The organism is Paenibacillus sp. YN15 (genome assembly GCF_003285005.1).
Taxonomy (GTDB): Bacteria; Bacillota; Bacilli; order Paenibacillales; family NBRC-103111; genus Paenibacillus_AR.
On record NZ_QMFA01000004.1, the window covers coordinates 149,619 to 174,290 of the forward strand.

Below are 24,672 nucleotides of genomic sequence, written 5' to 3' on the forward strand. Positions count from 1 at the left end.
CCGCCCTTACAGCGGGTCCAACTGCACTGCCGCCTGCTTGCCGCTTAGCTGAATGCCGGTTTTGCGCTTGCCGCAGGGCGCCAGCGCCGCCGTCAGCTCCTCCAGAAGCGTCTTGGCCTGAGCCGCTTCCTTGCTTCCCGTAAGCACCACCTTCAGCAGCACGGCATCGCCGCCGCGCAGAAGCCGCTCCGCCTGGCTCCTCTTCACCTCCAGATCATGCTCCTCAATATGGGGAGTCAGCCGGAGCTCCTTCACCTTGGCGGGACGCTCCTGCTTCTTGGCCTGCTCCTTCTCCTGGCGCACCGCCCCCGCCCCTGCCAGCCTGCAGGACGGCGGACTTTCCATTAGGGACAGGCATACCAGATCCACCTTCAGCTTCCGCGCCATGGCCAGCGCCTCGGTTGTGGGTACAATGCCCAGATCCTCTCCCTGAAGACCGGTGAGCTTAACCTCCGCCGCTTTGATTTTTTCATTTTTGATCACAAAAGATTCCCTCTTCCTGCATCGAAATTACCAGAGCCGCAGCCGGCCCGTCAGGCATGATACCCCTTGAGATCAGCGCCGCTCTTGCGGTAATGTCCGGGGGTAACGCCGGTCAGGCGTTTGAACATGCGGCAAAAATGGGACAGATCCTGAAAGCCGGAAGAGAGCGCCACCTCCGCCAGCGGCATGGAGCCGCTCTCCAGATATTCCTTGGCTTTGTTGATCCGGTAGGCGATCAAATATTCGGTAATGGAAAGCCCTGTTTCCTGCTTGAAAATACGGTGGAGATACGAGCGGGACAGGTGGAACCGCCGGCACAGCGACTCGATGCGCAGCGACTCCCGGTACTCCTCCGCCACCCAGCCCATAATTTCCTCCACCAGCTGCTTGCGCTCCCCGCTGACCGCTGTGGCGGGAGTCTGCTCCTCCCGGTACCGGCCCAAAGCCACGAACAGCTGAAGCACCAGACTGTGCACCGCCAGGGAAAAGCATTCCTTGCGTTCCTCCAGCTCCCGTTCCAGTTGGCCCAAAATATCCTGCAGCGCCAGAACCTGCCGGCCATTCAACCGCCAGCACAGGGAAGGCTCCTCTCTGGGCAGCCAGCGGGCCACCGCATTGCCCCCAAGGGCCGCCTCCGTCCCCGCCAGCTTTTCCAAATAACCCTTGTCAATACTTAGAATGTAGCGGTGAAACGGCTCCTCGGGAACCGAACGGGGCATATGCAGCGCACCTGGCTGGATCGCCACCAGACTTCCCGGCGCCACCTCGTGGACCCGTCCTCCCGCCAGCATCTTGCCCCGGCCGGACAGGCACAGGTACAGCTCATAGCCGTCATGCGCATGAAGAAACGGCTGCTGGATATCCTGGGTGCGGAACACGCAGCCTACGGGAAAAGCCAACAGCGCGCTGTTGGTCACATCATCCACGAAAAATACTTCCTGCACCACTGTTTGATCATCCGCCGTCATTTTTTATCCCCCTTGCAGCAAGTTCACAATTGTCCAATGAATCCGGGAGAATTGCCCAAGACTCGCCTTGTTGTCCACGCTATAGTATGAGTATATCAAACCTTGCGGGAGGAATGTGTCATGACAATTATTGCAAACCCGGAAATCTTGCAGCAGAAGGCCCTGAGCGTATGCGGCAAGATGCTGGAGGACCATGCCGGAAACTGGGGGATGGACATCCACCACTGGGATTGGGTGCCTGGGGTAGGCGTCATTTCCATATTGGAGTATTATGAACAAAGCGGCAATCAGGACTTGATGGAGCAGTTGGTCAAATGGGCCAGGCAAAATCTGCATCAATCCGAGCAAATGAAGGTGATCAATTCCATGGCGCCCTTCGCCATCTTTCCTGCACTGTACCGGGAAACCGGCGACGCCGCTTTCCTGGATATCGCCGTCCGGATCGGGCAGTGGATGCTGCATGAAGCCCCGCGGACCCGTGAAGGCGCTTTCGAGCACACTGTAACGGAGAACGCCAGCTTCCCCGAGCAGGTATGGGCGGACACTATCTTTATGGCCGTTCTCTTCCTGGCCAGACTGGGCCGGCAGACGGGAGACAGCGCCTATACCGCTGAAGCGCTGCGGCAGCTGGAGCTTCATCTGTCCCTCTTGCAGGATGAAAAAACCGGCGTTTTGTTCCACGGCTGGAACTGTATCGCCCAAGACCACATGTCCGCCGCCCGCTGGACCCGGGCCAATGCCTGGATCGCTGTAGGCACGCCGATGATCCTGAAGGAAGTAGGCGATATTCTGCCTGACGATGCGGATATCATCCGCCGTTACAAGACGATGATGCAAGGACTGTTGGCGTACCAGCAGGACAACGGCCTGTGGAATACAGTGATGGACCAGGCCGATTTCTACCCGGAAACCTCCGGCAGCGCCGGAATTGCCGCAGGTTTGCTGAAGGCCAGACGCATGGGCTTGCTGGGCGACGAGGTGCTGGAGCCTGCCCGCCGGGCGCTTCAGGGCGTGCTTGCCAACATCGGCGAGGACGGCACGGTCCATGGCGTTTCAGGCGGCACACCGGTAATGCCCAGCGTAGCGGCCTACAACGAAATCCCCTGTTATCCCAGCCTGTATGGCCAAGGTCTGACCCTGATCCTGCTGTCTGAAGCGCTGGCCGAATAAAGCTGCGCAAAGGAGCTTAATACAGCCATAACAACGGGGCTGCGGCAAACGGACTGCAAATACGCAGTTGATTCTTGCCGCCGCCCCTTTTTGCTGCCCGCAGCAGCTCAGTCTTCCTCAGCTTCGGCATAATGAGCCTGGCAGAAGGCCAGAGCTTCGGCATATTCCTCGTCTACCATGTCGAAGTCCAGATACTTGCCTGTGCCTTTTTCCAAAAACTCGTATTTGACGATCTTGGACGCCTCGCCATCCGCCAAATAAATCACACGCAGCGTAAGTCCGTGGGGGGAGTAAATTTCGTCGTCCTCCTCCACCTGGATATCCAGAAGAAACTCATACCGCTTGCCCTGAATAATTCCGAAGGGGTCCCGTATCCATTCCACCGTGTAGCTTGTAATTTCCAACAATTCTGTCCGCCTCCGTAAACCGGCCTCCGCCGGCATTTTTCCTCCCAGTATGGAAGAATCCCCGCCTGCTGTCAATTTTCAGGTTGATCCATTGCAGTTTCGTCCAGTTTTCCTTTAACTGCGGGACACTTCCTTTACTGCAGGCCGGGAGTTGATGGCCTGTGCCCCCGGATGTCCGGTTTTCCCGAACCCGGTCAGATACAGAAGCGCCACCAGCACCGTGCCTGCCCCCAGGGCAAGAAAAATATTGCTGTACAAGGCTCCTTCACGCATGATAAGCAGCGGATTCAGCCGGACGCTTGCCGAGCCGGAATCCAGCAGCTTGCCGATCAAACCGGTGGCGGCGGCGCCGGAGATAAAGTTCAGCATGGAAAAAAGCCCCATCCCTACGCCTGTCTCCTCCCGTTTCAGCGTCCGCGATACCGTATTGGACATGGCGATGCCCATAAAGGACTGTCCCACATTGCCGAATATGAGCACCAGCATGATCCAGTACGGCGCCGAGCCCACAAAAACGGACAGCATCAAAAAGCAGCTGAGCAAAAGAACCGATGCCGTCAGCGCCAGCGTCGGGTTGCCCCGTGTGTCGGCCAACCTGCCTCCTTTGCGCCCCATAAAAGCGGTGACCAGGGCAGCCGGAAACATCACAAGACCGATCTGCAGCGGAGTCAGACTGTTCAGGCGGTTCAGGAACTGCGGGGTAATAAAGGGCATGCCGAAGCTCATTCCGTTGGCCAAAAAAGCGACGATGATCCCCGCCGTATAGCTGCGGTTGCGGAACAGGGCCGGATTCACAAACGGCTCCGGAGTGCTGAAGAGACGCCATGCCAGGAGCGCGCCCAGAACAAGTCCGGCGGCCAGGAACATCACACTGCCGCGGGTAATGGACAACAAGAGAAGCGATACGGTCCCGGCAAGCAACGCCCCGCCGATAAAATCGATGGGACGGGGAGCCCCTTTTTCGTCATCCAGATATTTACGGTAAAAAGGCAAGGTGGTCAGCGGCAGCACGGACAAAAGAAATAAGAACCGCCAGCTGGCAAAGCCGGTAACGAAGCCCGACACAATCGGTCCCATTGCCGATCCCAGAGCCAAACCGATGGCGGAGGTGCCCAATGCCCGGCCTCTCTCCTCCGGCGGAAAATACCGGACGGGAATAATCATGCCCGTGGCGGGAATAACGGAAGCCCCTGCCGCCTGCAGCACCCGGGCCAGGATGATCATCCAGTAATCCACGGCGGCTACTCCCACCACCGAACCCAGCGCAAACAGCGCCAAGCCGAAGGACAGAAGATCCTTCAGACGGTAGCGGTCCGCAAGCTTCCCGTAGGTGACGGAACCGATGGCATACACAATCATGTATCCGGTGGATACCCAGCTTAGATCGGAAGGGGTCAGTTTAAATTCCTTGCCGATGACCGGCAGCACCACATTGAAGATGGATGCGTTCATGACCGAAAAAACCAGCGTAAAAGCCAGCACCTTCAGCAGCTTTTCCCTGTTGGATGAGGCTGCCGGATGGTTTGATTGTTGCTGCATGTTGCCCTCCTGCTGTTATTGGTTTGATTGGCATACGCGGGTGCGGCTTTACGGCCTTGAATCTTCCTTGGGCTCATCCTCCCAGGACTTGCGGAGCTTCTTCAGAAGACTTTTCAACAGAAGAATTTCCTCGTCGCTTAAGGCATTCATCATCCGGCTTTTGGTTTGCTCCACCGTCGCGTCGATACGTCCAGCCAGCTCTTCTCCCTCGGAGGTGAGGTGGATTTGTTTGAAGCGCGCATCCTGCTCGTCTTTCTTCCGGACCACCCAGCCCCGCCTTTCCATGACGCTGATCAGATTGGTCACACTGGGTTTTTCAATCCGCAGAATCCGCTCAAGGTCGGAATGGGTAGAGCCCGGATGATGCAGAAGAATCCGCAGCGTCAATCCTTGCTGCTGGGTCAAGCCCAGCGGCCGCAGGGCTCTCTCAATCTGCTTGCGCATACTCATGGAGGTCAATTTCAGAAGCGAGCTGATCTGCTCCTCCGAATCCCACGGAAATATCCTGGGCCGCGGACGGTCCGAAGACTGCTCCCGCTGAAGGTCCGACATCTGCTCCGGCTCTGACTGGGGCTCCGGCAATGCGGGGCCCGATTGGCACTGCGGCGCGGACTCCGGCTGGTGCTGCGATACGGATTCCGGCTGGTGCTGCGGCACGGACTCCGGCTGGTGTTGCGATACGGATTCCGGCTGGCGGCGGGAATGCTCTGACAGGCGGTCGGCCTGCTGCATGAGTCGCCCTCCTTTCTCCAGGATTAGTTCGATACCTAACTATTAGCTTACTTTTACCCCACCTCTTTGTCAATCCATGATTTTCATTAAATATTGAAGCTGCGGAAAACAAACATAACCCCGGGCCTGAAGCAGCGGCTGCTGATCTCCACCCGGGGCTATTTAGATTGTTGGCGGCTACTCCGCCTGATTTAGCCGGAAGGTAGCCACTTCATAAGGACGGATGGGGAATCGTGCTTTTCCCTCCGTCAAGGGAAGGGTTCTCCCCGCCGTCTTTTCGTTCAAATCCGCCTCTGCCAAAGCATGGCCAAAACCATTCTCCCCGCCATGCTGCATGGACAGCTCCACCGTTTCCCGGCCTCCGGAAGACTCGTACAAACGCAGCAGCAGCCCTTGGCCGTCCTCTGTTATTTTCAGTGTATCCAGAACGGCGTGCCGGCTGTTCACCTGGATGAACCCGCCATGGCTGGGCAGCGTTCCCGATCCTCCCGTTCCCCAAACAGCCTGGTGAGGATGGTTCAGCTGATAACCCTCACGAACTACATTCCCTGTACGCCAATCCCCTTCATGGGGATAGAAGGAATACGTAAACGCATGTACGCCCACATCCGCCTCACGGTCCGGCCAACGGGGGGAACGGAGCAGCGAAAGCCTCATAACATGGCCTTTGATGTCATAGCCGTACTTGCAGTCATTCAGCAGGCTGATCCCGTATCCGCCCTCGGACAAATCCGCCCAGCGGTGGCCGCAAACCTCAAATTGCGCCTGCTCCCAGCTCGTATTGGTATGCGTAGGCCGCTCGATGCTGCCGAAGGGAATCTCATAGGCAGCCTTGGTGGACAGAATATCCACGGGAAACGCCACCTTCAGCAGCTTATGAGCCTCCCGCCACTCCACCGTAGTGCGAAAATCCACCCGGGAGCTGGCTTCGTACAGCATCATATCCTGGATAACCAGCGAATCGCTCAGCTGCCATTTCATCCGCAGAATATCCAGCCCTTTGCCCTTAAAGTACACTTCCGAGGAAAGAAGCACGGCAGCCTCCGCAGGCTGGGACTCAAAGTTGGGGTCCACATCCCAAGCATCCCATACCGTCGGACGGTCGTGGAAAAGCTGCAGATGATTGGCCTTCTCTCCGGGATGAAGCAGTTCTCTGCCGCTGCGCTTGTCCAGCCATCCGGCGATGAATCCGTCGGCATCGAAGTCGATGCGATAGCGGCTGTTTTCCCAGCTTCCTCCCGCAAGACCGGTTTGCTCTATGGCCGGCAAGCAGGATTCTTCACCGCTTCCGCTTTGCTCACGAAGCCAAACTGTCCTGTACCCCAGGCCGGGAACAGCCAGTCCGTGAATATGCAGCTCAACTCCCCCGTCCTCTCCGGGAACGCAATCGGCTTCCAGCCGTCCTCCTTCTCCATCGTATACGGCTATTCCCTTCAACTCCGGTCCGCCCTTCAGCACTGCGGAATCCCGCCGTTCCCAGGGCAAGCTGTTGAAGAAGACAACCGGGCGGCCTTCTCCGCCGTCAGTGGCAATCTGTCCCACCAAGCGTTCAAGGCCAGTCTGCAAGGCTTTTTCACCGATGCTGAAAACCTTCCCGTAATGCTCCTCGGACTTGGGATATACCTCGTGAATGGAGGTGCCGGGAATAATATCGTGGAATTGGTTCAGCAAAAGCAGCTTCCAGCCGTCTCCCAGCTGCTCTTTCTGGACCTGGAACGCTTCATGAAGCTGCGCCGCCCCTGTCCAGGCGGACAGGGCATTCCAGATTTCAGCCTCCCGGTACAGAACCTCCGCCTTGCGGTTCCAGCGTTTGTTCCGGGCATGGGTGGTATAGGTTCCCCTATGCAGCTCCAGGTACATGTCTCCCGTCCATTGCGGCAATGCGGGGAAAGCCTCCTCCACTCCCTGGAAAAATGCCAGAGCGGTGCTGAATTGGCTTGAGGGCAGATCGGGAAGCCGCTTTGAGCGGGCTACCGTTTCAATCATCTCCCGGGTCACGCCTCCTCCCCCGTCTCCGTGGCCGTACAGCAACATCTGCTCGGGATGGGATTTCTTCTGGCGGAAGCTGTCCCAATGCTCGGCCACATCCTGGGGCAGGGTATTTTCATTCAGGCCATGATTTAAAAAGGAGAGCACCGGCGTGCCGTCTATTCCTTTCCAATAGAACAGATCGTATGGAAAAGGATTGGTATCATTCCAATTCATCTTGGAGGTCATAAAATAGTCGACTCCGGCCTTCTTCAGCAATTGGGGCAAAGAAGCGCAGTAACCGAAGGTATCGGGGAGCCATTCCACCCTGGGGGCAAAGCCGAATTCCTCTTCGTAGAAGGCTCTGCCGTAAAGCAATTGCCGCACCAGGGACTCTCCCGACGGCATGTTCAGATCCGGCTCCACCCACATGCCGCCCACCAGCTCCCAGCGGCCTTCGGCAATTCTTTCCTTTATTTTGGCGTACAGCTCCGGATAATGCTTCTTGACGAAGGCATACAACAGCGGCTGGCTCTGGGAATACTGAAAATCAGGATACTCATCCATCAGGGCGCAGACGGTGGAGAAGGTGCGGCTGGTCTTGCGCACTGTCTCCTTCAATGGCCAGAGCCAGGCCACGTCGATATGGGATTGCCCCACCATATGCATAACTCCGCTTCGGGCTGCCGGGGCATAAGCGGACACCGCTTCCATGAGACAGGCTTCGGCGTCAGCCAATTCCGTCCTGCCGGACCGCAGCACCGTCTCCAGCCCAGCCCCCTCCAGCCGGATCATCAGCCCGGACAGGGCGCGCTCCAGCTCAATGCGCCGCAGATCCTTCTCCGGCAAACGCCTGGCCGCTTCCCATATGACTTTTACCGTGCCGGCCAAACGCTCCGCTTCAGTATTTACCAGAACATAGCGGGCCTCCTGAAAAGCAACCGCTCTCGTTATCTTGTCCAGCTGCCCGTTCAGAGGGTCCTCGGGATGGGGCGGCACATTGTACAGCTCAATGTGCAAGGACAGCTCCTCTCCCGACGCAAGCTCAGCCGGCAGCGGAATAAAGCTTCTGTTTCCATCCAATCCATGATACGGAACACCGCCCAGGGAAAGCAGACCCTCCCCTCCGGCCTTGAACACCAGCCCGATCTTCCCTCCCCTCCAGGAGGCGGGAACGGCGGCAGTCTTCTCCAGAAACAATGTTTCCCCGGGTTTGCTCACAAGCTGGCCAGGAGAGACGGTTTCCACTCCCTCCATATATTCATAGCTTCCCTCCTCCAGATAAATGGCCCGGCGGCAGCTCCACTCTGCCAACTCTACCTGGTCAAGCCATTTATGACTATCCAATGAACGCAGAAAACGCTCCGTTCTTTTAGCGAATGCCATGGATACCCTTCCTCCCGCGGCTTCCGGCATATTGCCTCCGCCTAACTTGTATAGTTGTATATTAAATATTCAACTTGTATTTTCAATATACACGCATTCCCCCTTTTAGTAAAGAAAAAAGTTCCCCTTTACTTTTGTCCAAGCAACTTGTATAGTTGTATATATATTTAAACGAAAACGAAACGAGGATGACCATGAGCCTGCCCCCTGCAAGAAAGCCGATTTATCAACAGATCAGAGACTATCTGCGGAAGGAGATCCTCTCCGGCCGGTGGAAGCCGGGAGACCGTCTGCCGTCCGAGAATGAGCTGTCCGCCCAGTTTGGGGGAAGCAGAATTACCGTTAAGCAGGCATTGGCCGAACTGGTCAAGGAGGAACTGGTCTACCGCATTCAGGGCCGGGGCACCTTCGTTGCGGAGGAAGCCGCCGGGGCAACGGCCGCTTTTGTCCGCGAGACGCCTGCGGCTTATACGGCCCTCTCTCCCGCTCCGGCGATGTATCCGGCTTCTGCCCCGCCCACTATCGCTCTTATCATTCAATATTCTCTCAATACGATGATCGTCGAGCTGCTGGACGGCATAGAAGAAGCCGCCTGGGAGGCAGGCTTTCGCCTATTGTTTATGAATGCCAGAGACTCCGGCGACCGGGAGCTGGAGATGCTGCGGAGCGCCTCGGAAAGCGGGGCCAAGGGAATTATTTTGTTCCCGGCCCATGGCGAATCATACAATGAAGAAGTGCTTCGTCTGGCCATGAGGCATTATCCTGTTGTGGTGCTGGACCGTTATCTGCGGGGAGTGGAAACCAACTGCGTCTGCTCGGACAACCGGGACGGCGCCTACTCCGGGACCGTCCATCTAATCCGTCAGGGCCACCGGAGAATCGGCTGCGTCACTTCTCCCGTATTGGGCACAACCTCCCTGGAGGACCGGCTCTACGGGTATGAGCAAGCGTTGGCGGACCACCATATTCCCGTTGACCACTCCGCCCGCCTGCACGAGCTGTCGCCGGAGGCTATCCGCACATTTTTGCTCAACAGGAACGGAATCACCGCTTTAATCGTATTCGACAGCGCCCACGGCAGCAGAATTATGGCCGCCGCGGAACAGTTGGGCATCCGCATTCCCGAGGACCTGTCCCTGGTTATTTTCGATGATTATTTCAACGCCGATCTTTTCCGCGTCCCTCCCACCGTCATTGTCCAGCCCTTCCGCCAGATGGGCCGGGAAGCGGCGCGGCTTCTGCTGGAGTTGATCCGCAATCCCGAATCGGAAAGGCGGAAAATTATGCTGCCCACCACACTGGTGGAGCGCAATTCCACGGCGCCGCCCAAGGCGGAAGGCTGATGGGGGATTGCTCCATGTATGCGCTGCGCAAAAGCTGAAATCCAATATCTTCCGGCAGGCTCCGGCACCTATTTTCCCGCTGCGGCGCCTGACAACCGTCCGATAATAAAAATTGAAACCTCCCACAAAAAAGGAGACCTCCTCCTCCTCAAAAGAAGTAACCTTATGCCGCAATGGACTGTAGGCCGGCGGCTGCGGCGCAGATATAATAAAGGAGTTCGGAGGAGAAACCAAAGAAAGGGAGCGAATCACCATGCTTGAGCAATATTCCGTTACTGATGCAGTAACCGGAAGAGCCTATCTATCCATCGGCAGATCTGGAAGCAATACCACCCACAATTATTTCACAGCTATGAGCTGGCTCAACGACAGCCAACGCCTGGTGGCCACTGTCAATGTGGACCCCAAAGGAACCCGCGGAGACTATGTCCTGTACGACCTGCAGACGGGCCGGACCGAACCGTTGCCGGAAGACGTCCGGTGGGGTGGAGGCGCCGTTTCATTTGGCAATATCCTGTATTACCTGAAGGACGGCGGCATTCGGGGATACGATCCGGCCAAGGTTGACGACTTTCAGGTATATGCATCGCCAGATAAGGAATTCTTCGGGCCCCTGTCCGTGACCAATGACGGCCGGATGCTGGGGGTCTTCTGGAAATCAGGGGAGGACTGGAGCATTGGACGGCTGGAGGCGGCAACAGGGCGGTTGCTGGAAACCCTGACTCCCGGCTTCGCCAAGCCTTACAGCATGGCCAACCACGCCATGATCAACCCGGTGGAGGACAATCTGATCTTCTTTGCCCATGAGGGGACGACCCAGTTTATTCCCGACCGGATCTGGCTGTGGGATATTCGTCAGCACGGCCGGGAAACCAACTCCGGCGCAGCCAACCCTTACCGGCAGCGCTCCATGCCCGATGGGCAATTGGGAGAATATATAGGCCACGAGGCCTGGTCGTGGGATGGGGAGCGGCTCTATTTTGTCAAGTACAGCAGCAGCCCTCTGGCTCCGGCCGGCATCTGCTATGTCACCCGGCAGGGAACCGAGTTTATTCATGTGAACGGGGATTACCGCCATTGGCATGTCTGTTCCAGCCCGGATGGCAAATGGACCGTATCCGATACGGAGGCGGACGGAGGAACCAGCAGCCATATCGTGCTGACGGAAGTGGCAACAGGCAAGGCCGAAGTGCTGTGCACCGTGAAGCGCTGGCCCAACCACCCGGGGCATCCTCATCCATCCTTCAGCCCGGACAGCCGGAAAGTAACCTTCACCTGCGCTGACGAAAACAACTGTCTTCGCATCGGGTGTATGGAAATTTAAGCAGCCTCCACCAGCAGCCCGGCACATTGCCTTCACGGCTCTCCCCAGACAAAAAAACCGCCGGCGGTCTGCTTGGCGGCAGTCCTCGGCGGGTTTTGTCTTTTCAACAATATACGTGATGGAATTCTGAAGTTTGAACGGGAGCGCTCCGGCACCGGCATGTGGCTTCCGTTACCGCAACCCCTCTTACGCCTTGTTGAACAGATCGGTCAGCACAGGCACGATCTGGGATTTGCGGGAGACCACACCTTTAAGCAGGGCCTTGTTGCCGTCCAGCTTCACATTATAGGCTTGTTCTACCGCTTGGGCTTCCTTACCCAAAGCAACGCCTACGGAATCGCTGTTCAGAATGTCCGTTACCACGAACAGGAACAGGTCAAGCCCCTTCTCGGCGATGATGGCATTCAGGGCGCCTTCCAGATCGGCTTGGCGGGACAGCACGTCGTTCACGTCCACTGCATTGACCTGGGCAATCTCCACCTTGCGGCCGTTCATGGAGAACTCCTTGGCATCCAGGGAGATCAGTTGGGCGATGGTCTTCTCGGAAAGATCCGCTCCGGCCTTCAGCATAGCCAGACCGTACTCGTCGGCATTGACTCCGGCAATGGCGGCCAATTCCTTGGCGGCGGCTACATCCTGCTCGGTGCAGGTGGGGGATTTAAAAAGAAGAGAATCCGAAATGATGGCAGACAGCATCAGGCCGGCCATTTCCTTGGATACGGCCACGCCGTTTTCCTTATACAGCTTGTTGATGATGGTGGAGGTGCAGCCGACCGGCTCCGCCCGGTAATACAGGGGGCCGCTGGTTTCAAAATTGGAAATGCGGTGATGGTCGATAACCTCCGTCACGCGGACTTGATCGATGTCAGGAGCGCTTTGCTGGCGCTCATTGTGGTCCACCAGAATAACGGTTTTGGCCTCGGCGGCAACGGATTCCACCAGCCGCGGCGCTTCTACCTTGAAATAGTCCAGGGCATAGCGGGTTTCGCCGCTGACTTCGCCCAAACGTACCGCTTCCACATTTTGGCCCAGCTTCGTCTTCAGATCGGCATATACCAGCGCAGAGCAGATGGTGTCCGTATCCGGGTTCTTATGGCCGAAAATTAATGTTTTCTCCATGTGCATGACCTCTTCTTATCCGAAAATTTCCCGTGAGAGCAGCCGTTTGCGGCACTTGGATCTAAGCACTCCGGGATGCTCCTGTACGGAAGCTTTCTTTATTATAACGGCAAATTCTTCTTATTCCAATGCCTTTACAGAGCTTGTCCGAAAAAATAAGCGGCATTGCCGGAATAAATGCCTGCTGCGCCTGCCGGCATCCTTTAGGGCCGGGTCAAACATCTGGCGGCGGGCGGCTGTACCCAAAGACAAAGAGGACCGCCTCTCTTTGGACGGTCCACCAATGTCTGCTTCCGATCATTCAGCGCGTTCCGTGCCGCTTTGCTTTATCTGTTGAGCAGTCTCCAGACCAGCATCGCTCCTTCGGCCCGGGTCATAGGCTGGCCGGGGCGGAAGCTGGAGTCCTCATAACCCTCCAGCCATCCGGCCTGCACAGCGGCCTCCACCAATGGCTTCGCCCAGTCGGAGATTAGCGCAGCGTCGGTGATGACGGCCGGACGGAGGACGTCCTCCTCGGCGGCTTCCTGCCCTGCTGCGGCATAGCTGATAGCCCGCATCAGCATGGCCGCCATCTCCTCGCGGGTCACCTGGTCCAGAGGAGCAAAGGTCTGCTCATCGCGGCCTTCGATAATACCCGCCTGGAAAGCGGCTGCCACACCATCGGCATAATAAGCGCCCTGCGGCACATCCGCAAAAGGCTGCTGCAGAGAGGAAGGCAGCTCCAACCCGCGAGCAAGCAGTACGGCAAAGTCGGCCCGGGTCACAGGACGGTCCGCGGAAAATGCCCCGCTGTCCGTTCCCTCTGCAATATGCCGGGCGGACAGCGCCCGAATCGCCCCGGCAGCCCAATGATCCTGCGGCACATCCCGGTACGTCCTGACGAAGGACATAACGGCATAGATTCCCGGCTTCTCCACGGAAGCGGTGACTTGGCCGCCGGACAGGCTCCCTGCTCCGCCGATATATTCCCATTGGCCGGAGCTTTCATTCAACCGGTAAACCCCATAGGTATCCGCATCGGCCGACGCTCCTTCGGCCTTCAGAGCTATCTGCCACGGTTTTCCCAGTTCGCCGGGCATACTTCCGGTTCCTGCCTTGGCAGCATCCGCAATGCGGATGTCCAGCTTCACAGGAACGTTTGCCAGCTTCAATTGTCCTCCCGGAGCGCCAGCCAAAACAGGCGCTTCCAAGCTGTCCCCAGCCGCCCCGGCGTCGGCCAACAAAGCCAGTTCCACGGCGCCGCCAGCACCGGCTTCGCGGATCAATTGCTTCCACGTCTCGCCGGGCACCGTAAGCAGCGCGCCGCCCACCTCCAGCCGCAGCTCCTTGCCTGCAAGGCTTTCCAGCACCTCGCTCCGCAACAGCAGACGTTTGGTTGCCGGAGCCGGATGCAAGCTCACCGTATTGGCATCCACCTTGGTCAGATCGGCGGATTTTACCTCCAGCGCCGTGTCATTCCCGACAGTTGGGCCGCCGGACCCTCCAGATGCGCTGGACCCGCCGGGAATGTCAACCGGGTTACTCGGATTGTCCGGGTTCCCTGGGTTATCCGGGTTCCCTGGGTTATCCGGATTATCCGGGTTCTCCGGCTCTACCGGCAGCTCCTGCTGGCCTGCCAGCCTCCAGTCCGCATAGGCGGAGGGATTCTTGCCGCCCGCAGTACCGGGAGTGAACTCGTAGAAGCGTTCGCGGTTTAGAATGTCCGCGTCATTAATGGCGACATTAAAGCCGAATATTTTGCCTTCCTCCAGCACCAGCGGTACCAGCTCTTCGGCGGGGATACGAATCATGTAGGTGCTGAGCTTGGCCTCCTCATCGCGGATGATCCGGACCCATTCCTCCTGCTTGGAGCCGTAGGTTTTGCCGTAATCGACGGCTGCCTGCCAGGAATAGACCTGATGGCGGTCTCCCGACAAGGCAAAGCCATACTCATAGTCATCTCCGCTGTACTTGGTCCCGTTGTCGTTCAGCGTATCCACACTGATCTGCACGTTGTCGCCATCCCAGATATTCGCTCCCAATTTATTGTTAAACAGATAGTCGTCATACACCCGGGCAAGCACGTACAGCGCCTCTTCGTCCCATTGCGTATAGACCTTGGCGGCAGCATTGCTGGCCTTCCATGCCGCCTCGGAGGCGGGATCGGCAGGCGGATTCAGATAAACCGGATAAGCCTTCTTCCATGACTCCAGCCCGCCGTCAAACTTGACCGGTTCCAGAGGAGCATCGGCCTTAACCATCAGCGGGAACTGCAAGGGCAGCTTGCCCTCCTTCAACACCATCCCCTGATCGTCCTTAACCTGATAGCCGACAGAATACTCATGGAAAGGAATATCCTTGGCCGCATTTACGGCAAAGATCAGCTCTCCGCTTTCCCCCACTTCCAGGGAATACGGCTGGCTCCGCTCCATGTCCCAGCCTTGGGGCGGCACAAGCTCCACCGTGCCGCTGAGAGGAGCGGCAAACAGATTTTTGAGGGTCAGCTTTACTGTTTTCACATCAGCAGCCGTATCCGTAACCGGCGGCAGGCTTACTTCCACCTTGCTGGCCACACGCACCGCTACCGGCTGCCTTGTCAGCGCCTGCCCCATCTCATCCAGCAGCACCAGCTCCAGCGTTCCCATGGGCTGCAGCTCAGGCCTGGAGGCATCCACCGCAAATTGGGCCTCCATCCTGCCGCCGGAAGCAATCACCGCCGGCGCTTCTCCGATCACTGTAGCCCCATGCAGAAGCTGAAGGGTTCCTGTAAACTCCTGGCTTCTTTCATTCCGGGCCACAGCCGTCAGAATGCTTGTGCCTCCTTCAAACACCGAAAAGACGGTGGGGTAGGAGGCCAGCAGCAGATTATCGGGCTCCGCCGGCTCCGTGGACGCCAGAAGCTTTGCCCACCCGGCCAACTCGGCAGAGGCCGCATCCCAGCTCCGGGCATAGCCGATTCTGCCTGCCGCCAGATATTCACCAGCCCGGGCATTCCAGCGGGAGGCATGGCGAAGCACTTCCTGCGAGAACTGCATGGTGCCGCCCGAGATGGCGGCCAGCTTGCCGTCGATAAGGGAAACCGCCTCCTGAATTTTTGCTGTGGAGGACAGAACCACCGACGTCGTCGGCAGATCGGGAGCGGACATAATAAAATTCTCCAGGGCTTTGCCCGCCTGATGCCATTCATACAGCATAGCCATAGCCTGAGTTTGCTCCAGCTTCCCGCTATTGGCCAGTTCGATTATCCCCTCACCTAAGGCGTAGTGATCCTGGAGCCGGGTCAGCGCTTCGACATAGCTCGGTCTGGCCGTTCCTGCAGCCAGCTCCTGATTCCGCATGGCGTTGACTCCGGCAAGCACTTGCTGCCCGTCCGTCTGGAGTTGGCTATTCCAGGCTGTCAGCCATTTCTGATAACCCGCCGCTACCGCCTCATGGAGCTTGCCGGCCACCCATTCCTCGCTGAAGCCGCTGATGTATGCCGGGTCCGGGCTGATCGCCGCCTTGTCCTGGGAGCCGGCGGCAGGCTCCACCGGATTGCCCATCATATCCGCCACCGAAACGGTTTGGCCGCCAAAACCAAGCTCCTTCCGGGTTCCGTCACTGGTCCATGCGGGCATAACATATCCCTGGCCGGTGTTCCACAGGAAGGCTCTGACCCCCTGCCCCATGTTCACCTCCGCCACATAATTCCCCGCCGCCAGTGTACGGCTTAGCTGTCCGACAGCCGCGTAGGCGGGTTTGGGAACCATCAGCTCGGAGACAATGCCGAAGTTATCCTCGGTATAGGCTCTATCCGTGCCGTCATTGCGGAAATCATAAATAAAGCTTTGGAGCACGCCTCCGGCGGTCCCCATCAGATACTGCTTCACCAGATACCGCGCCTGAAGCTCCTCTGCCACCCCTCTGGCATCGGTGGAGGTGGGCCAGCCGATTTCAGTAATATACTGATCCTTCCAGCCGCCGAACTGCTTCGTAATGTCCATAAATCCCTTCATATTGCTTTCATACCGGACATCCGGATCAGTGGGATAAATATATGGATGGAAGGAAACACCGTCTATATAGCTGTACACTCCTTCGTTAAACATACCGGTGAGGTAAGCCGCCGCATTCTGGGTAGCCACGCTTCCCGCCAAAATCACAGCATCGGGATTCTCCTGACGGATGGCCATGGCCGCCGCTTTGACCAGCCTTGCATAATCCGTTACATTGGAATCCGGCTTCCACATGCCGATATTCGGTTCGTTCCAGATTTCAAAGGTATTGATTTTTCCTTTGTAATGTCTGGCCGTCTCGCGGGCATACCGGACATACGCATCCACTTCCTCCGGTGTGCGGGGGGCGTATTTATTGTCCGACTGGCCGCTGTACAGCGGATTGCCATAGCACAGAACACCGATGATGTTTATGCCGCTGTCGATGACATTGTTGACCCATGGATCAGTAACGCTAAAATCCATAACCCCCTTGACCTTTTCGATCTTGTGCCAATTCAGCTCATCCCGAATCCATTGGATGCCCTGCTTGTCAAGAAGCACCGTGTCCCGTGCATCTGTTCTGCCTGACAGTCCGTAATGGGTGGCCATGCCGAAGGCGGAATAATGGTCACCGAATTGCTGCTGGTAGACAGGCATCACATTGATCACGCCGGAATCAAACACAGCCAGCTCCCGCTGCCCTTCCTTCACCTCCACATGAAGGTAGCTTTGACCGTTTTTCATGGTGCCGAGAGGAATATTCTCTGTGACGGAGGTACGGGCGGGAACCGTGTACTGCACACTGACTGAATCTACGGCAGCGCCGGACAGGCGATGCTCCACCGTAAAGACAGCGGGCTCGAAGGTATTATTCGCCAGGTATACGGCATAGGACACGCTCCCCGGCTCATGTACGGACTGGGCGGTAAATTTCACCTCCGCCAGCGCGGGCACGGCAAATCCCAACTGCCCCAACTCCGCATCGGTGTAGCCGACGCCTTTAAGCTCGTCTTGCGTATAGTGCTCGCGAATCCATGTTTTCACCTGTTCGCCGGTGTTGGCCACATCCAGCTTGACGCTGCGAAAGAAGCTGTCCTGCAGATAAAAGACAGGCCGCACCTGGGGCTTATCATAGTTGGAAGTGAGGCTGGCGGTAGTTCCCACACGGTCGGCATGGGTCTCAACCCGCATAATAAGCGGATCGGCAACCCCCAGACCCCGGGAGGTGCGCAGCCACCAGCCCTCCGGATAAGCGCCCATGCTGTCCTGAACGCCGAATTTCGGGGCGTATTGGACATATTCCGTCTGCGACATCAGCGCCACTCCGACGACAGTTGTATAATCGCTGGGGGCATCGCTTGCTTTCACTCCCGCCTCTGTGGCCCACACATGATTCATATCAATATGGGCCACCAGCCGCTGATCCAGCTTCTGAGGCGCTGAGGAGGCCGGGTCGATGAGATCATGATTAAGCCAATAGGCAATATTGTTAGGGTCCTCCGGATTGAACCGGATCGTCTTGTCGGGATCATAGGCCCTAGTTCCGAAGCTATCCACGCTAATGACAAAATGGTAGACACTGCCGGATACCGTTTGGGTATCCAGCAGGGCAAAGGACTTGGAATACCCTGGAATTTTGAATATATTCTCCGCGGGGGTATTGGTCTGCGCTCCCGGCGGCGGTGTCGTAAGGCGGTTGAGCGGCGCGGCAAAAGCCGGCATGGCTGCCATAAACAGCATAATCAAAGCCAGCAGGCAGGAGCCCAGCGAGGTTCGGGCAAAGCGCATCTTCATTCACTCCGTTCCAGATAATTTGAAAGCGTTTTACACACATTTCAGCAGAAGAACCGGAATGAACAGACTGTATGTGTCATCCCGGTTCCCTACGCCTTCTGCTATTTCAACTGATCCTTGTTTTTCTGGTACCATTCATTGACGATCTTCTCCACATTTTCTCCGCCCAGGCGCTTCCATTCCTTGCGAAGCTCCTCCATTCCTCCATCCGGCGTAGTGCTGCCGGTAATAATCTTGGCTTCAATCTGCTGGGCAATGGGCGCAAAGGTAGCCAGCAGTTGGGTATATTCGGTCATGCTGGGGCTGTAAGCGATATCCCGGCGGAACTTGTTTTTCAGCGCAGTTTCCAGGGATTGGCTCCTCAGCTTGGCATATTCCTGGGACAGGGCGTCATCGGCAGCCATAATCGGGTAAAATTCCGGCTTGATCGTATACTGGCTGACCACAGCGTATTCGTTGGCATAACTCACTTCTTTTTTCAGCTTGTCGGCATCGATGACCTTGGGAACCTCATTTACATACTTCACATGCACATTTTCCACGCCATTGCGCAGAGGCTTCCAGCCTGTATCCAGCATCCAGTCCAGGAACTTGACGGCGGCTTCAATCTGGCTCTCCTTCATGTTTGCATTAAAGGCCGTGAGGATATTGGCCGGAGCTTCCTGATACAGCCCGTATTTGCCATACTTGGTGGAGAACGGCTCCATGGGCACCAGCTTGGCGTCCGGCACATTCTTCTTCAGATCCCGGTACGCACTTTCGATGTTCCAGGAAGCCAGATAGATGCCGGCTTGCCCGGTGGTAATAAACTGCTGGGAGCGCTGGAAGCTTTTATCCGTAATGTACTCCTTGTCAATCAGCCCTTCATCAAAAAGCTGCTTCTGGAAAGCCAAGGAGTCCCGGTAGCGGTCGGAGATTCTGCCGAATTGCAGCTTGTCATTTTCCACATACCACTGATTCTCCTGGGTTCCGAATACGGCCCGAAGGATCGACATGGAATTTCCGTGGAAGGCGATGGGAACGGTATCCGCCTTGCCGTTGCCGTCGGGATCGCCGCTCTTGAATTTCCTGGCCACCTCCAGGAACTCCTCCTGGGTGGTCGGCATCTTCAGCCCCAGCTTGTCCAGCCAATCCTGCCTGATCCACATGCCGTGATTAGCAATGGAGCCTACATCCCGGGCGCTGGTGACCGCATACATTTTGCCATCAAAGGTCAGGTACGGCTTCAGCTCCGGATGCTCCTGCAGATACTTCTTGTAGGAGGTGCTGTATTTTTCGATGTACGAGTCGATGGGCTGGATGGCTCCCTGATTGGCCAACTGGGCAATGTAGTTCCGGTCGAACTCCCAGATCAGGTCGGGAGCGCTGCCGGAGGCAATCAGCGTGTTCAGCTTGGTTTGGGCCTCGTTGCGGGGAACGGGAACCCACTTCACTGTAGCCGGCGCATTCTCGTTTATCCACTTGGTCCAGCGGTTGCTTTCATAGCTGCCTTCCTCCGCAGATACTGCGCCGCGGTCAAATATCGAAACGCTGATCTCCTTCTTCGGTCCTGTGCTGGCCGGCGCCGCGCTGGCTCCGCCCGGCGAAGGAGCCGCCGAAACGCCCTGCTCCTCCGAATTGCCGCCGCAGCCTGCCAGAAGAGAAATTCCCAGGCATACTGCCATTGCGGATACAGCTGTTTTCGCTGTTTTTTTCAATCGATTCATCCCCTTATCGTATGATTGGTGTGCCTCTATATCAAGGGAGAGCATGCCCACCCAGGATATCAACCTTTGACCGAGCCGATCAAGACGCCCTTGACAAAATGCTTCTGCAAAAACGGATACACGCATAGAATCGGGGCAATGGCAATGACCACCGAGGCCGCTTTGATCCCTTCGGGAGTCAGGAGCACAGCATTGGCGCCTTCCGTTCCTCCTCCGGTGTTCAGCAAACTCTGGTCCACCTGGCGGATCATCTGGTACAGCTTCAGCATCATGGTTTGCAGACTGGAGCGGGTGATATAAAGCATCACGTTGAAGTAGCCGTTCCACCAGCCCACTGCGTAGAACAGGGACAGGGCCGCCAGGATCGGTTTGCACAGCGGCAGCATGATCTGGATCAGAATCCGCCAGTTCCCGGCTCCATCGATGGACGCCGATTCCTCGATTTCGTCGGGCAGGCCCTCCATGAAGCTTTTCATCACAAACATGTTGTAGGTGCTGACCAATCCCGGCAGCCACAGCGCCCAATAGGAGTCCATCAGTCCCAGGGATTTGATCAGAATAAAGTTGGGAATAAGCCCGGAGACGAAAATCATGGTGAAGGTGATAAACATGGTGAGCGGGCCCCGGCCGTAAAGACGCTTCCGCGACAAGGGATAGGCCGCCAGAATGGTCATGATCATGTTCAGGCAGGTTCCTACCAGGGTCACCACTACTGTATTGCCCATGGCCCGGATCAATTGCCCATCCTCAATCAGCCGCCGATAGCCCTCCAGATTAAATTCCACCGGCCACAGAAACACCTCTCCCGCCGTGATGGCCCGGCTGCTGCTGAAGGAGGCGGCGATCTCATACCAAAAGGGATACAGCGTCAATAGCGACAGACAGGCCAGGAAAACGTAGTTCAGGCATGAGCCAACAACAGAAGCGGCAGTTGCACCGTTTTTAACAGGACGCATGATCTACCAAAGCCCCCTTTCGCCAAACAGGCGGATGATCTTGTTGACGCTGACCACCAGCACCAGGCTAATCAGCGACTGGAACAGTCCCAGCGCGGTGGTGTAGCTGTAATTCATGTGCTGGAGCCCGATCCGGTATACGTAGGTGCTGATCACATCGGCTACATCCAGCACGGAATCATTCTGCAGAGCCAAGGTCTGCTCCAGCCCCACATCCATCATGCTGCCCATCCGCAGAATCAGCAGAATGGCAATGGTGCTGCGAATGCCGGGCAAGGTAATATGCCAGACCTGGCGGAGCTTGTTGGCCCCGTCAATGCGGGCGGCTTCATACAGCTGCGGATCGATGGCCGCCATGGCCGCCAGATAGAGGATGGTGCCCCAGCCCGCCTCTCTCCAGATGGAGGAAGCAGTATAAGCTACCGGCCACCAGCCGGAATTGGCCATAAAGTAAACCGGCTTTATGCCGAATACATGATGCAGCAGCATATTGACTACGCCGGTGCTGGGCGACAGCATACTGATCAGAATGCCTCCCAGAATGGCCCAAGAGATGAAATGAGGGATGTACAGCAGATTCTGGACCAGGCGCTTGAAGCCCTCCAGCCGGATTTCATTCAGCAGGAGCGCCAGGAGAATCGGCACCGGAAAGCCGAAGAACAGGCTATATACGTTCAGCAAAAGGGTATTGCGCAATACCCGCCAAAAATCCGGACTCTGGAACAGCAGGCGGAAATGCTTCAGGCCCACCCAGTCGCTGCCCCATATGCCGTCGGCAAAGCGGTAATTTTTGAAGGCGATGATCTCGCCAACCATCGGGGAATACTTGAACAGCAGATAGAACGCTATTACCGGAAGAAGCATCAGATACAGGGATTTATTCTGGGCGATTCTCCTTCGGGCCATGCTTTTTGGTTTTGCGGCGCGAAGCTGCGTCCCTGCGCCGGCGGCTGCGGGAGGCGTCTCTCCGGCGGGAATGGACAGGCGTTGACTCATGTACGGTTCATCCTTTCTGAAAAAACTGGCTGTTGAGGTGGCTGCATGTGGACTGGGCCGCCGATAGCCTTATCCTAGCCGCTCCGCCCGCAGGCTGGCTAGAGAAGCGTTTTTACATGAGTGACATTTCTTTTCGCAATTCGGGTGCATTTTCTTGCTGTCGGTGGCTTTTCTTTTCAAACACAGCGCCAAAACCGGCTGCCGGAGGGAATAAACGGCGATGGTGTACAGCAAAAAAGCCCCGCCGCGAAGTTGTGCTCTCTTATAATGGGCGTCCAAAACCTCATTTGAAGCGCAAAAGGACGCGCCTGGAAAGATAGCCGGATGGATGGTTCAGCGGCTAAGGCTTCCAGTACACGTCCCATGTCTGCCACAACATGCTGCCTGAGGCTGGGAGACTCTCAGTTCTCCCCTTCCTTCTCCTGGTCTGTGACCTGCTCCCGGTATTCGGTGGGGGTCAGACCGGTATACTTCTTGAAGGTGCGCATGAAGCTGCGGCTGTTGTTGTAACCTACCTCATTGGAGATGTCACTGATCTTGATGGACTTATTCTTCAGCAGCTCCTTTGCGGCCTGAATGCGGATTTCAATAAGATAGTCGATGAAATTGCTCTCGGCGTATTCCTTGAACAGACGGCTGATATAGGTGGGATTCAGGTCAAATTCCCCGGCCAACCGGTCAAGAGATAGCCCGCTGTCCTGATAATGCTCCTGGATATAAGCGATAATGCCGTTGATAACGTCATTTTTGCCCCGTTGGCTGCGCCTGTGCTCCAGAGCGGCGGACAGCTTCAGGATGAAATCGCCCACCAGCTGCTCAGTCTGCCTGTAGTTTTCGCATTGTTGAATGCGCTCATAGAGATTCCCGTTTCCGGTGCGCAGCTCCTCCGTATCAATGCCCACGGATTCCATGGTCTGCACGGCCCGCATGACCAGCTCAAAGGAAAATTGCCGCAGCAGATCGGGGGACAGAGCAATTTTCACGGCATTCTGAAAGGCTTCCGCCAGCAATTGCTTCAGCTTTGGCGAATCCCCCTGCTTCAGCGCCTCCAGAATGCTGTCGATGCGCTGGGCAAACCCGTAATAATCCTGGCTCTCCCAAGTTTGGATATCATCGATGGACATGACGGAATGGGGACCGGTCAGCATCTTGTATTGCAGCGCCTGAAGGGAATCCGCATAGGAAACGGGAATCTGCGTCATCTCCCGGCAGCATCGTCCCACTCCCGCCGCCACGGTCAGGCCAAATTGCTTCAGCATAATATCCAGAATCTGCTCCAGGACGGTGGCGGCCCTTAGCTGATTCTGGACTTCATCCCCCTCCGCAAAGCTGAACAGGATCACTGCCCGGCCGCCGCCCAGATCGATGGCTGCTCCGGCATTCTCCATATTGATCAGCTCCTCCGCCACATTGCACAAGGCATAGGTGTAAAGAGCTTCATCCTTGAGCGCGATGCCGCCTTCCTTGCCAATTTCGGCGGAAGCCACCACAAACCATTCCGGATAGAGCCGAGTGCCGGTAAATTCCAGTTGGTGCTTGACCAAAGGATAGTCCGTCCGGTGTCCCGTCAGCATATCCATCACGATCCGCCACTTCAGCATGGGCTTGGATTCCCGCACCTGATGGGCCAGGCTCTCCCGGTCCTCATACATCTCATCAAAGAGGTTCTCCAAATAGGACAATCCTTTTTCCGCAGGCCTGTCCGGCATACTCCGCCGCGCAGGCTTATATTGGCGGGCGAACTTGCCCAGCACACGATCCATAGGCCGGAAGGTCCGGCGGCTGACATAGAAGAGGAGAACGAAGGCAATCAGGAACATGACGGCGGTAAAAACCAGAAGCAGGTTCCGAATGACAGCGATGGAGCGGTATACCTGGCTTTTGGGAACAATGCTGACAATTTTCCAGCCGGTGGAGGAGGTGGTGGAATAGAATACGGTTTGTTTTTGCCGGTCCAGACTGATGTCGAAGGAGCCGCTGGCTCCGCCGTTCAGCACCTTTTTGATAAACGGCATCTCCTTCACATTGCTGTGCAGCCGGCTCTTGTCGTTATGGGTAATGACCCGGCCCTCGTCGTTAATGAGGAAGGTTTCCCCTTTGTTGCCCTTTTCGTAAATATCGTCGATCATCCGGTACAGCATACTTTCATTCATGTTCACCGCCAACAGCCCTGTCCGTAAGCCGGGACGGCTCAGGGCCGGATAGGCCCGGATCAGGGTCACTACATCGCTGAAGGAGACGCCGTCCCATATCTGGTGGGTGGGCAACCACTGGGAGTAGCCCTTCATGTTCAGATAATCGCCCAGCCATTTGTTCTCGGATACATCCTTGTTCATGAAGGTTTTCTGGGTCAGGATGTAACCGCTCACATCGGAGTAGACATATATGGAGGAAAACTGCGGGTTGCGCGCCATGAACTTCTCCAGCTTCTCATTCAGGCCATAAAAATTGGTATATTTCTGGACATCGTTATCATAGATGTTGTTCATGTAGTAGACGAACTCCAGCTCGTTGGTCAGCTGCAGCAGATCCTTGTCAATTTGTTGGAAGGACAGCTCCATCTTCTGGTCAATTTGCTTCAGCAGCGCAAAGTTGGTTTCTACCAGTTGGTTGCGGAGGCTGGTGACAGTTCCGACATACGATAACAGAAAGGTCAGAGAGATGATCGCAAGCAATACTCCCCCATAGATGAGCATAATTCTTCCCGTGATGCTGGTTTTCATGGCGGCTCCTCCCTGCTGTACGCTCCGGAAGTTCTTGCGGTTGCGCTCCGGGCGCGATTTCACTACCACTATAGTGAATCATCCGCTGCGCTTTTGCAATAA

The 24,672-nt window shown here is 56.6% G+C and carries 15 protein-coding genes; 3 read left to right on the plus strand and 12 right to left on the minus strand.

Annotated features, from left to right (window positions below):
- Window positions 1–6: 6 nt before the first annotated feature.
- Window positions 7–483 (minus strand): translation initiation factor IF-3, encoded by a 477-nt coding sequence (gene infC / locus DQG13_RS05280; protein WP_113018701.1) that lies wholly within the window; start codon window positions 481–483, stop codon window positions 7–9.
- Between the two features lie 50 nt (window positions 484–533).
- Entirely contained in the window at window positions 534–1,451 is a 918-nt protein-coding gene (locus DQG13_RS05285) for an AraC family transcriptional regulator (protein ID WP_113018702.1), read from the minus strand.
- A gap of 120 nt (window positions 1,452–1,571) precedes the next feature.
- Here DQG13_RS05285 and DQG13_RS05290 point away from each other — a divergent pair, with 120 nt between their 5' ends.
- The gene (locus DQG13_RS05290) at window positions 1,572–2,621 is read left to right on the plus strand and encodes a glycoside hydrolase family 88/105 protein (protein ID WP_113018703.1); all 1,050 of its coding nucleotides are present in this window, start codon (window positions 1,572–1,574) and stop codon (window positions 2,619–2,621) included.
- A gap of 107 nt (window positions 2,622–2,728) precedes the next feature.
- On the opposite strand, the gene DQG13_RS05295 is transcribed toward DQG13_RS05290, so the two are convergent.
- The 4 genes from DQG13_RS05295 to DQG13_RS05310 all read right to left on the minus strand — a co-directional run bounded on the left by DQG13_RS05295 (window position 2,729) and on the right by DQG13_RS05310 (window position 8,653).
- Entirely contained in the window at window positions 2,729–3,028 is a 300-nt protein-coding gene (locus DQG13_RS05295; RefSeq protein ID WP_113018826.1) for a DUF6509 family protein, read from the minus strand.
- A 114-nt stretch (window positions 3,029–3,142) separates the two neighbouring features.
- Window positions 3,143–4,567, minus strand: coding sequence for an MFS transporter (locus tag DQG13_RS05300; protein WP_113018704.1), 1,425 nt, complete (start codon window positions 4,565–4,567; stop codon window positions 3,143–3,145).
- Between the two features lie 48 nt (window positions 4,568–4,615).
- Window positions 4,616–5,299, minus strand: a complete 684-nt coding sequence (locus DQG13_RS05305; protein ID WP_113018705.1) for a MarR family transcriptional regulator — start codon at window positions 5,297–5,299, stop codon at window positions 4,616–4,618.
- 177 nt (window positions 5,300–5,476) lie between these two features.
- Window positions 5,477–8,653: an alpha-mannosidase gene (locus tag DQG13_RS05310; protein WP_113018827.1), complete on the minus strand. Its 3,177-nt coding sequence runs from the start codon at window positions 8,651–8,653 to the stop codon at window positions 5,477–5,479.
- 194 nt (window positions 8,654–8,847) lie between these two features.
- Here DQG13_RS05310 and DQG13_RS05315 point away from each other — a divergent pair, with 194 nt between their 5' ends.
- Window positions 8,848–9,996, plus strand: a complete 1,149-nt coding sequence (locus DQG13_RS05315) for a GntR family transcriptional regulator (RefSeq protein ID WP_181592588.1) — start codon at window positions 8,848–8,850, stop codon at window positions 9,994–9,996.
- A 253-nt stretch (window positions 9,997–10,249) separates the two neighbouring features.
- Window positions 10,250–11,320, plus strand: coding sequence for a hypothetical protein (locus tag DQG13_RS05320; RefSeq protein ID WP_113018707.1), 1,071 nt, complete (start codon window positions 10,250–10,252; stop codon window positions 11,318–11,320).
- Window positions 11,321–11,506: 186 nt separating this feature from the next.
- On the opposite strand, the gene DQG13_RS05325 is transcribed toward DQG13_RS05320, so the two are convergent.
- The 6 genes from DQG13_RS05325 to DQG13_RS05350 all read right to left on the minus strand — a co-directional run bounded on the left by DQG13_RS05325 (window position 11,507) and on the right by DQG13_RS05350 (window position 24,570).
- On the minus strand, window positions 11,507–12,439 hold the full coding sequence (locus DQG13_RS05325; protein WP_113018708.1) for a manganese-dependent inorganic pyrophosphatase: 933 nt from the start codon (window positions 12,437–12,439) through the stop codon (window positions 11,507–11,509).
- Window positions 12,440–12,765: 326 nt separating this feature from the next.
- A complete protein-coding gene (locus DQG13_RS05330) occupies window positions 12,766–18,183 on the minus strand; it encodes an S-layer homology domain-containing protein (protein ID WP_181592589.1) in 5,418 nt (1,805 codons plus the stop codon).
- Window positions 18,184–18,290: 107 nt separating this feature from the next.
- The gene (locus tag DQG13_RS05335; RefSeq protein WP_397333930.1) at window positions 18,291–19,886 is read right to left on the minus strand and encodes an extracellular solute-binding protein; all 1,596 of its coding nucleotides are present in this window, start codon (window positions 19,884–19,886) and stop codon (window positions 18,291–18,293) included.
- A 68-nt stretch (window positions 19,887–19,954) separates the two neighbouring features.
- Window positions 19,955–20,851: a carbohydrate ABC transporter permease gene (locus DQG13_RS05340; RefSeq protein ID WP_113018711.1), complete on the minus strand. Its 897-nt coding sequence runs from the start codon at window positions 20,849–20,851 to the stop codon at window positions 19,955–19,957.
- A gap of 3 nt (window positions 20,852–20,854) precedes the next feature.
- Window positions 20,855–21,757 carry an ABC transporter permease gene (locus DQG13_RS05345; protein WP_113018828.1) on the minus strand — a complete coding sequence of 301 codons (903 nt, stop codon included), beginning with the start codon at window positions 21,755–21,757 and terminating at the stop codon, window positions 20,855–20,857.
- Window positions 21,758–22,248: 491 nt separating this feature from the next.
- Window positions 22,249–24,570, minus strand: coding sequence for a helix-turn-helix domain-containing protein (locus DQG13_RS05350; protein WP_113018712.1), 2,322 nt, complete (start codon window positions 24,568–24,570; stop codon window positions 22,249–22,251).
- Between the last annotated feature and the right edge of the window lie 102 nt (window positions 24,571–24,672).

Coding starts and splice junctions, on each gene's coding strand:
- DQG13_RS05285 (WP_113018702.1), bottom strand. CDS start 1,451: ATGACGGCGGATGATCAAACAGTGGTGCAGGAAGTATTTTTCGTGGAT.
- DQG13_RS05290 (WP_113018703.1), top strand. CDS start 1,572: ATGACAATTATTGCAAACCCGGAAATCTTGCAGCAGAAGGCCCTGAGC.
- DQG13_RS05300 (WP_113018704.1), bottom strand. CDS start 4,567: ATGCAGCAACAATCAAACCATCCGGCAGCCTCATCCAACAGGGAAAAG.
- DQG13_RS05305 (WP_113018705.1), bottom strand. CDS start 5,299: ATGCAGCAGGCCGACCGCCTGTCAGAGCATTCCCGCCGCCAGCCGGAA.
- DQG13_RS05310 (WP_113018827.1), bottom strand. CDS start 8,653: ATGGCATTCGCTAAAAGAACGGAGCGTTTTCTGCGTTCATTGGATAGT.
- DQG13_RS05315 (WP_181592588.1), top strand. CDS start 8,848: ATGAGCCTGCCCCCTGCAAGAAAGCCGATTTATCAACAGATCAGAGAC.
- DQG13_RS05320 (WP_113018707.1), top strand. CDS start 10,250: ATGCTTGAGCAATATTCCGTTACTGATGCAGTAACCGGAAGAGCCTAT.
- DQG13_RS05325 (WP_113018708.1), bottom strand. CDS start 12,439: ATGGAGAAAACATTAATTTTCGGCCATAAGAACCCGGATACGGACACC.
- DQG13_RS05330 (WP_181592589.1), bottom strand. CDS start 18,183: ATGCGCTTTGCCCGAACCTCGCTGGGCTCCTGCCTGCTGGCTTTGATT.
- DQG13_RS05340 (WP_113018711.1), bottom strand. CDS start 20,851: ATGCGTCCTGTTAAAAACGGTGCAACTGCCGCTTCTGTTGTTGGCTCA.
- DQG13_RS05345 (WP_113018828.1), bottom strand. CDS start 21,757: ATGGCCCGAAGGAGAATCGCCCAGAATAAATCCCTGTATCTGATGCTT.
- DQG13_RS05350 (WP_113018712.1), bottom strand. CDS start 24,570: ATGAAAACCAGCATCACGGGAAGAATTATGCTCATCTATGGGGGAGTA.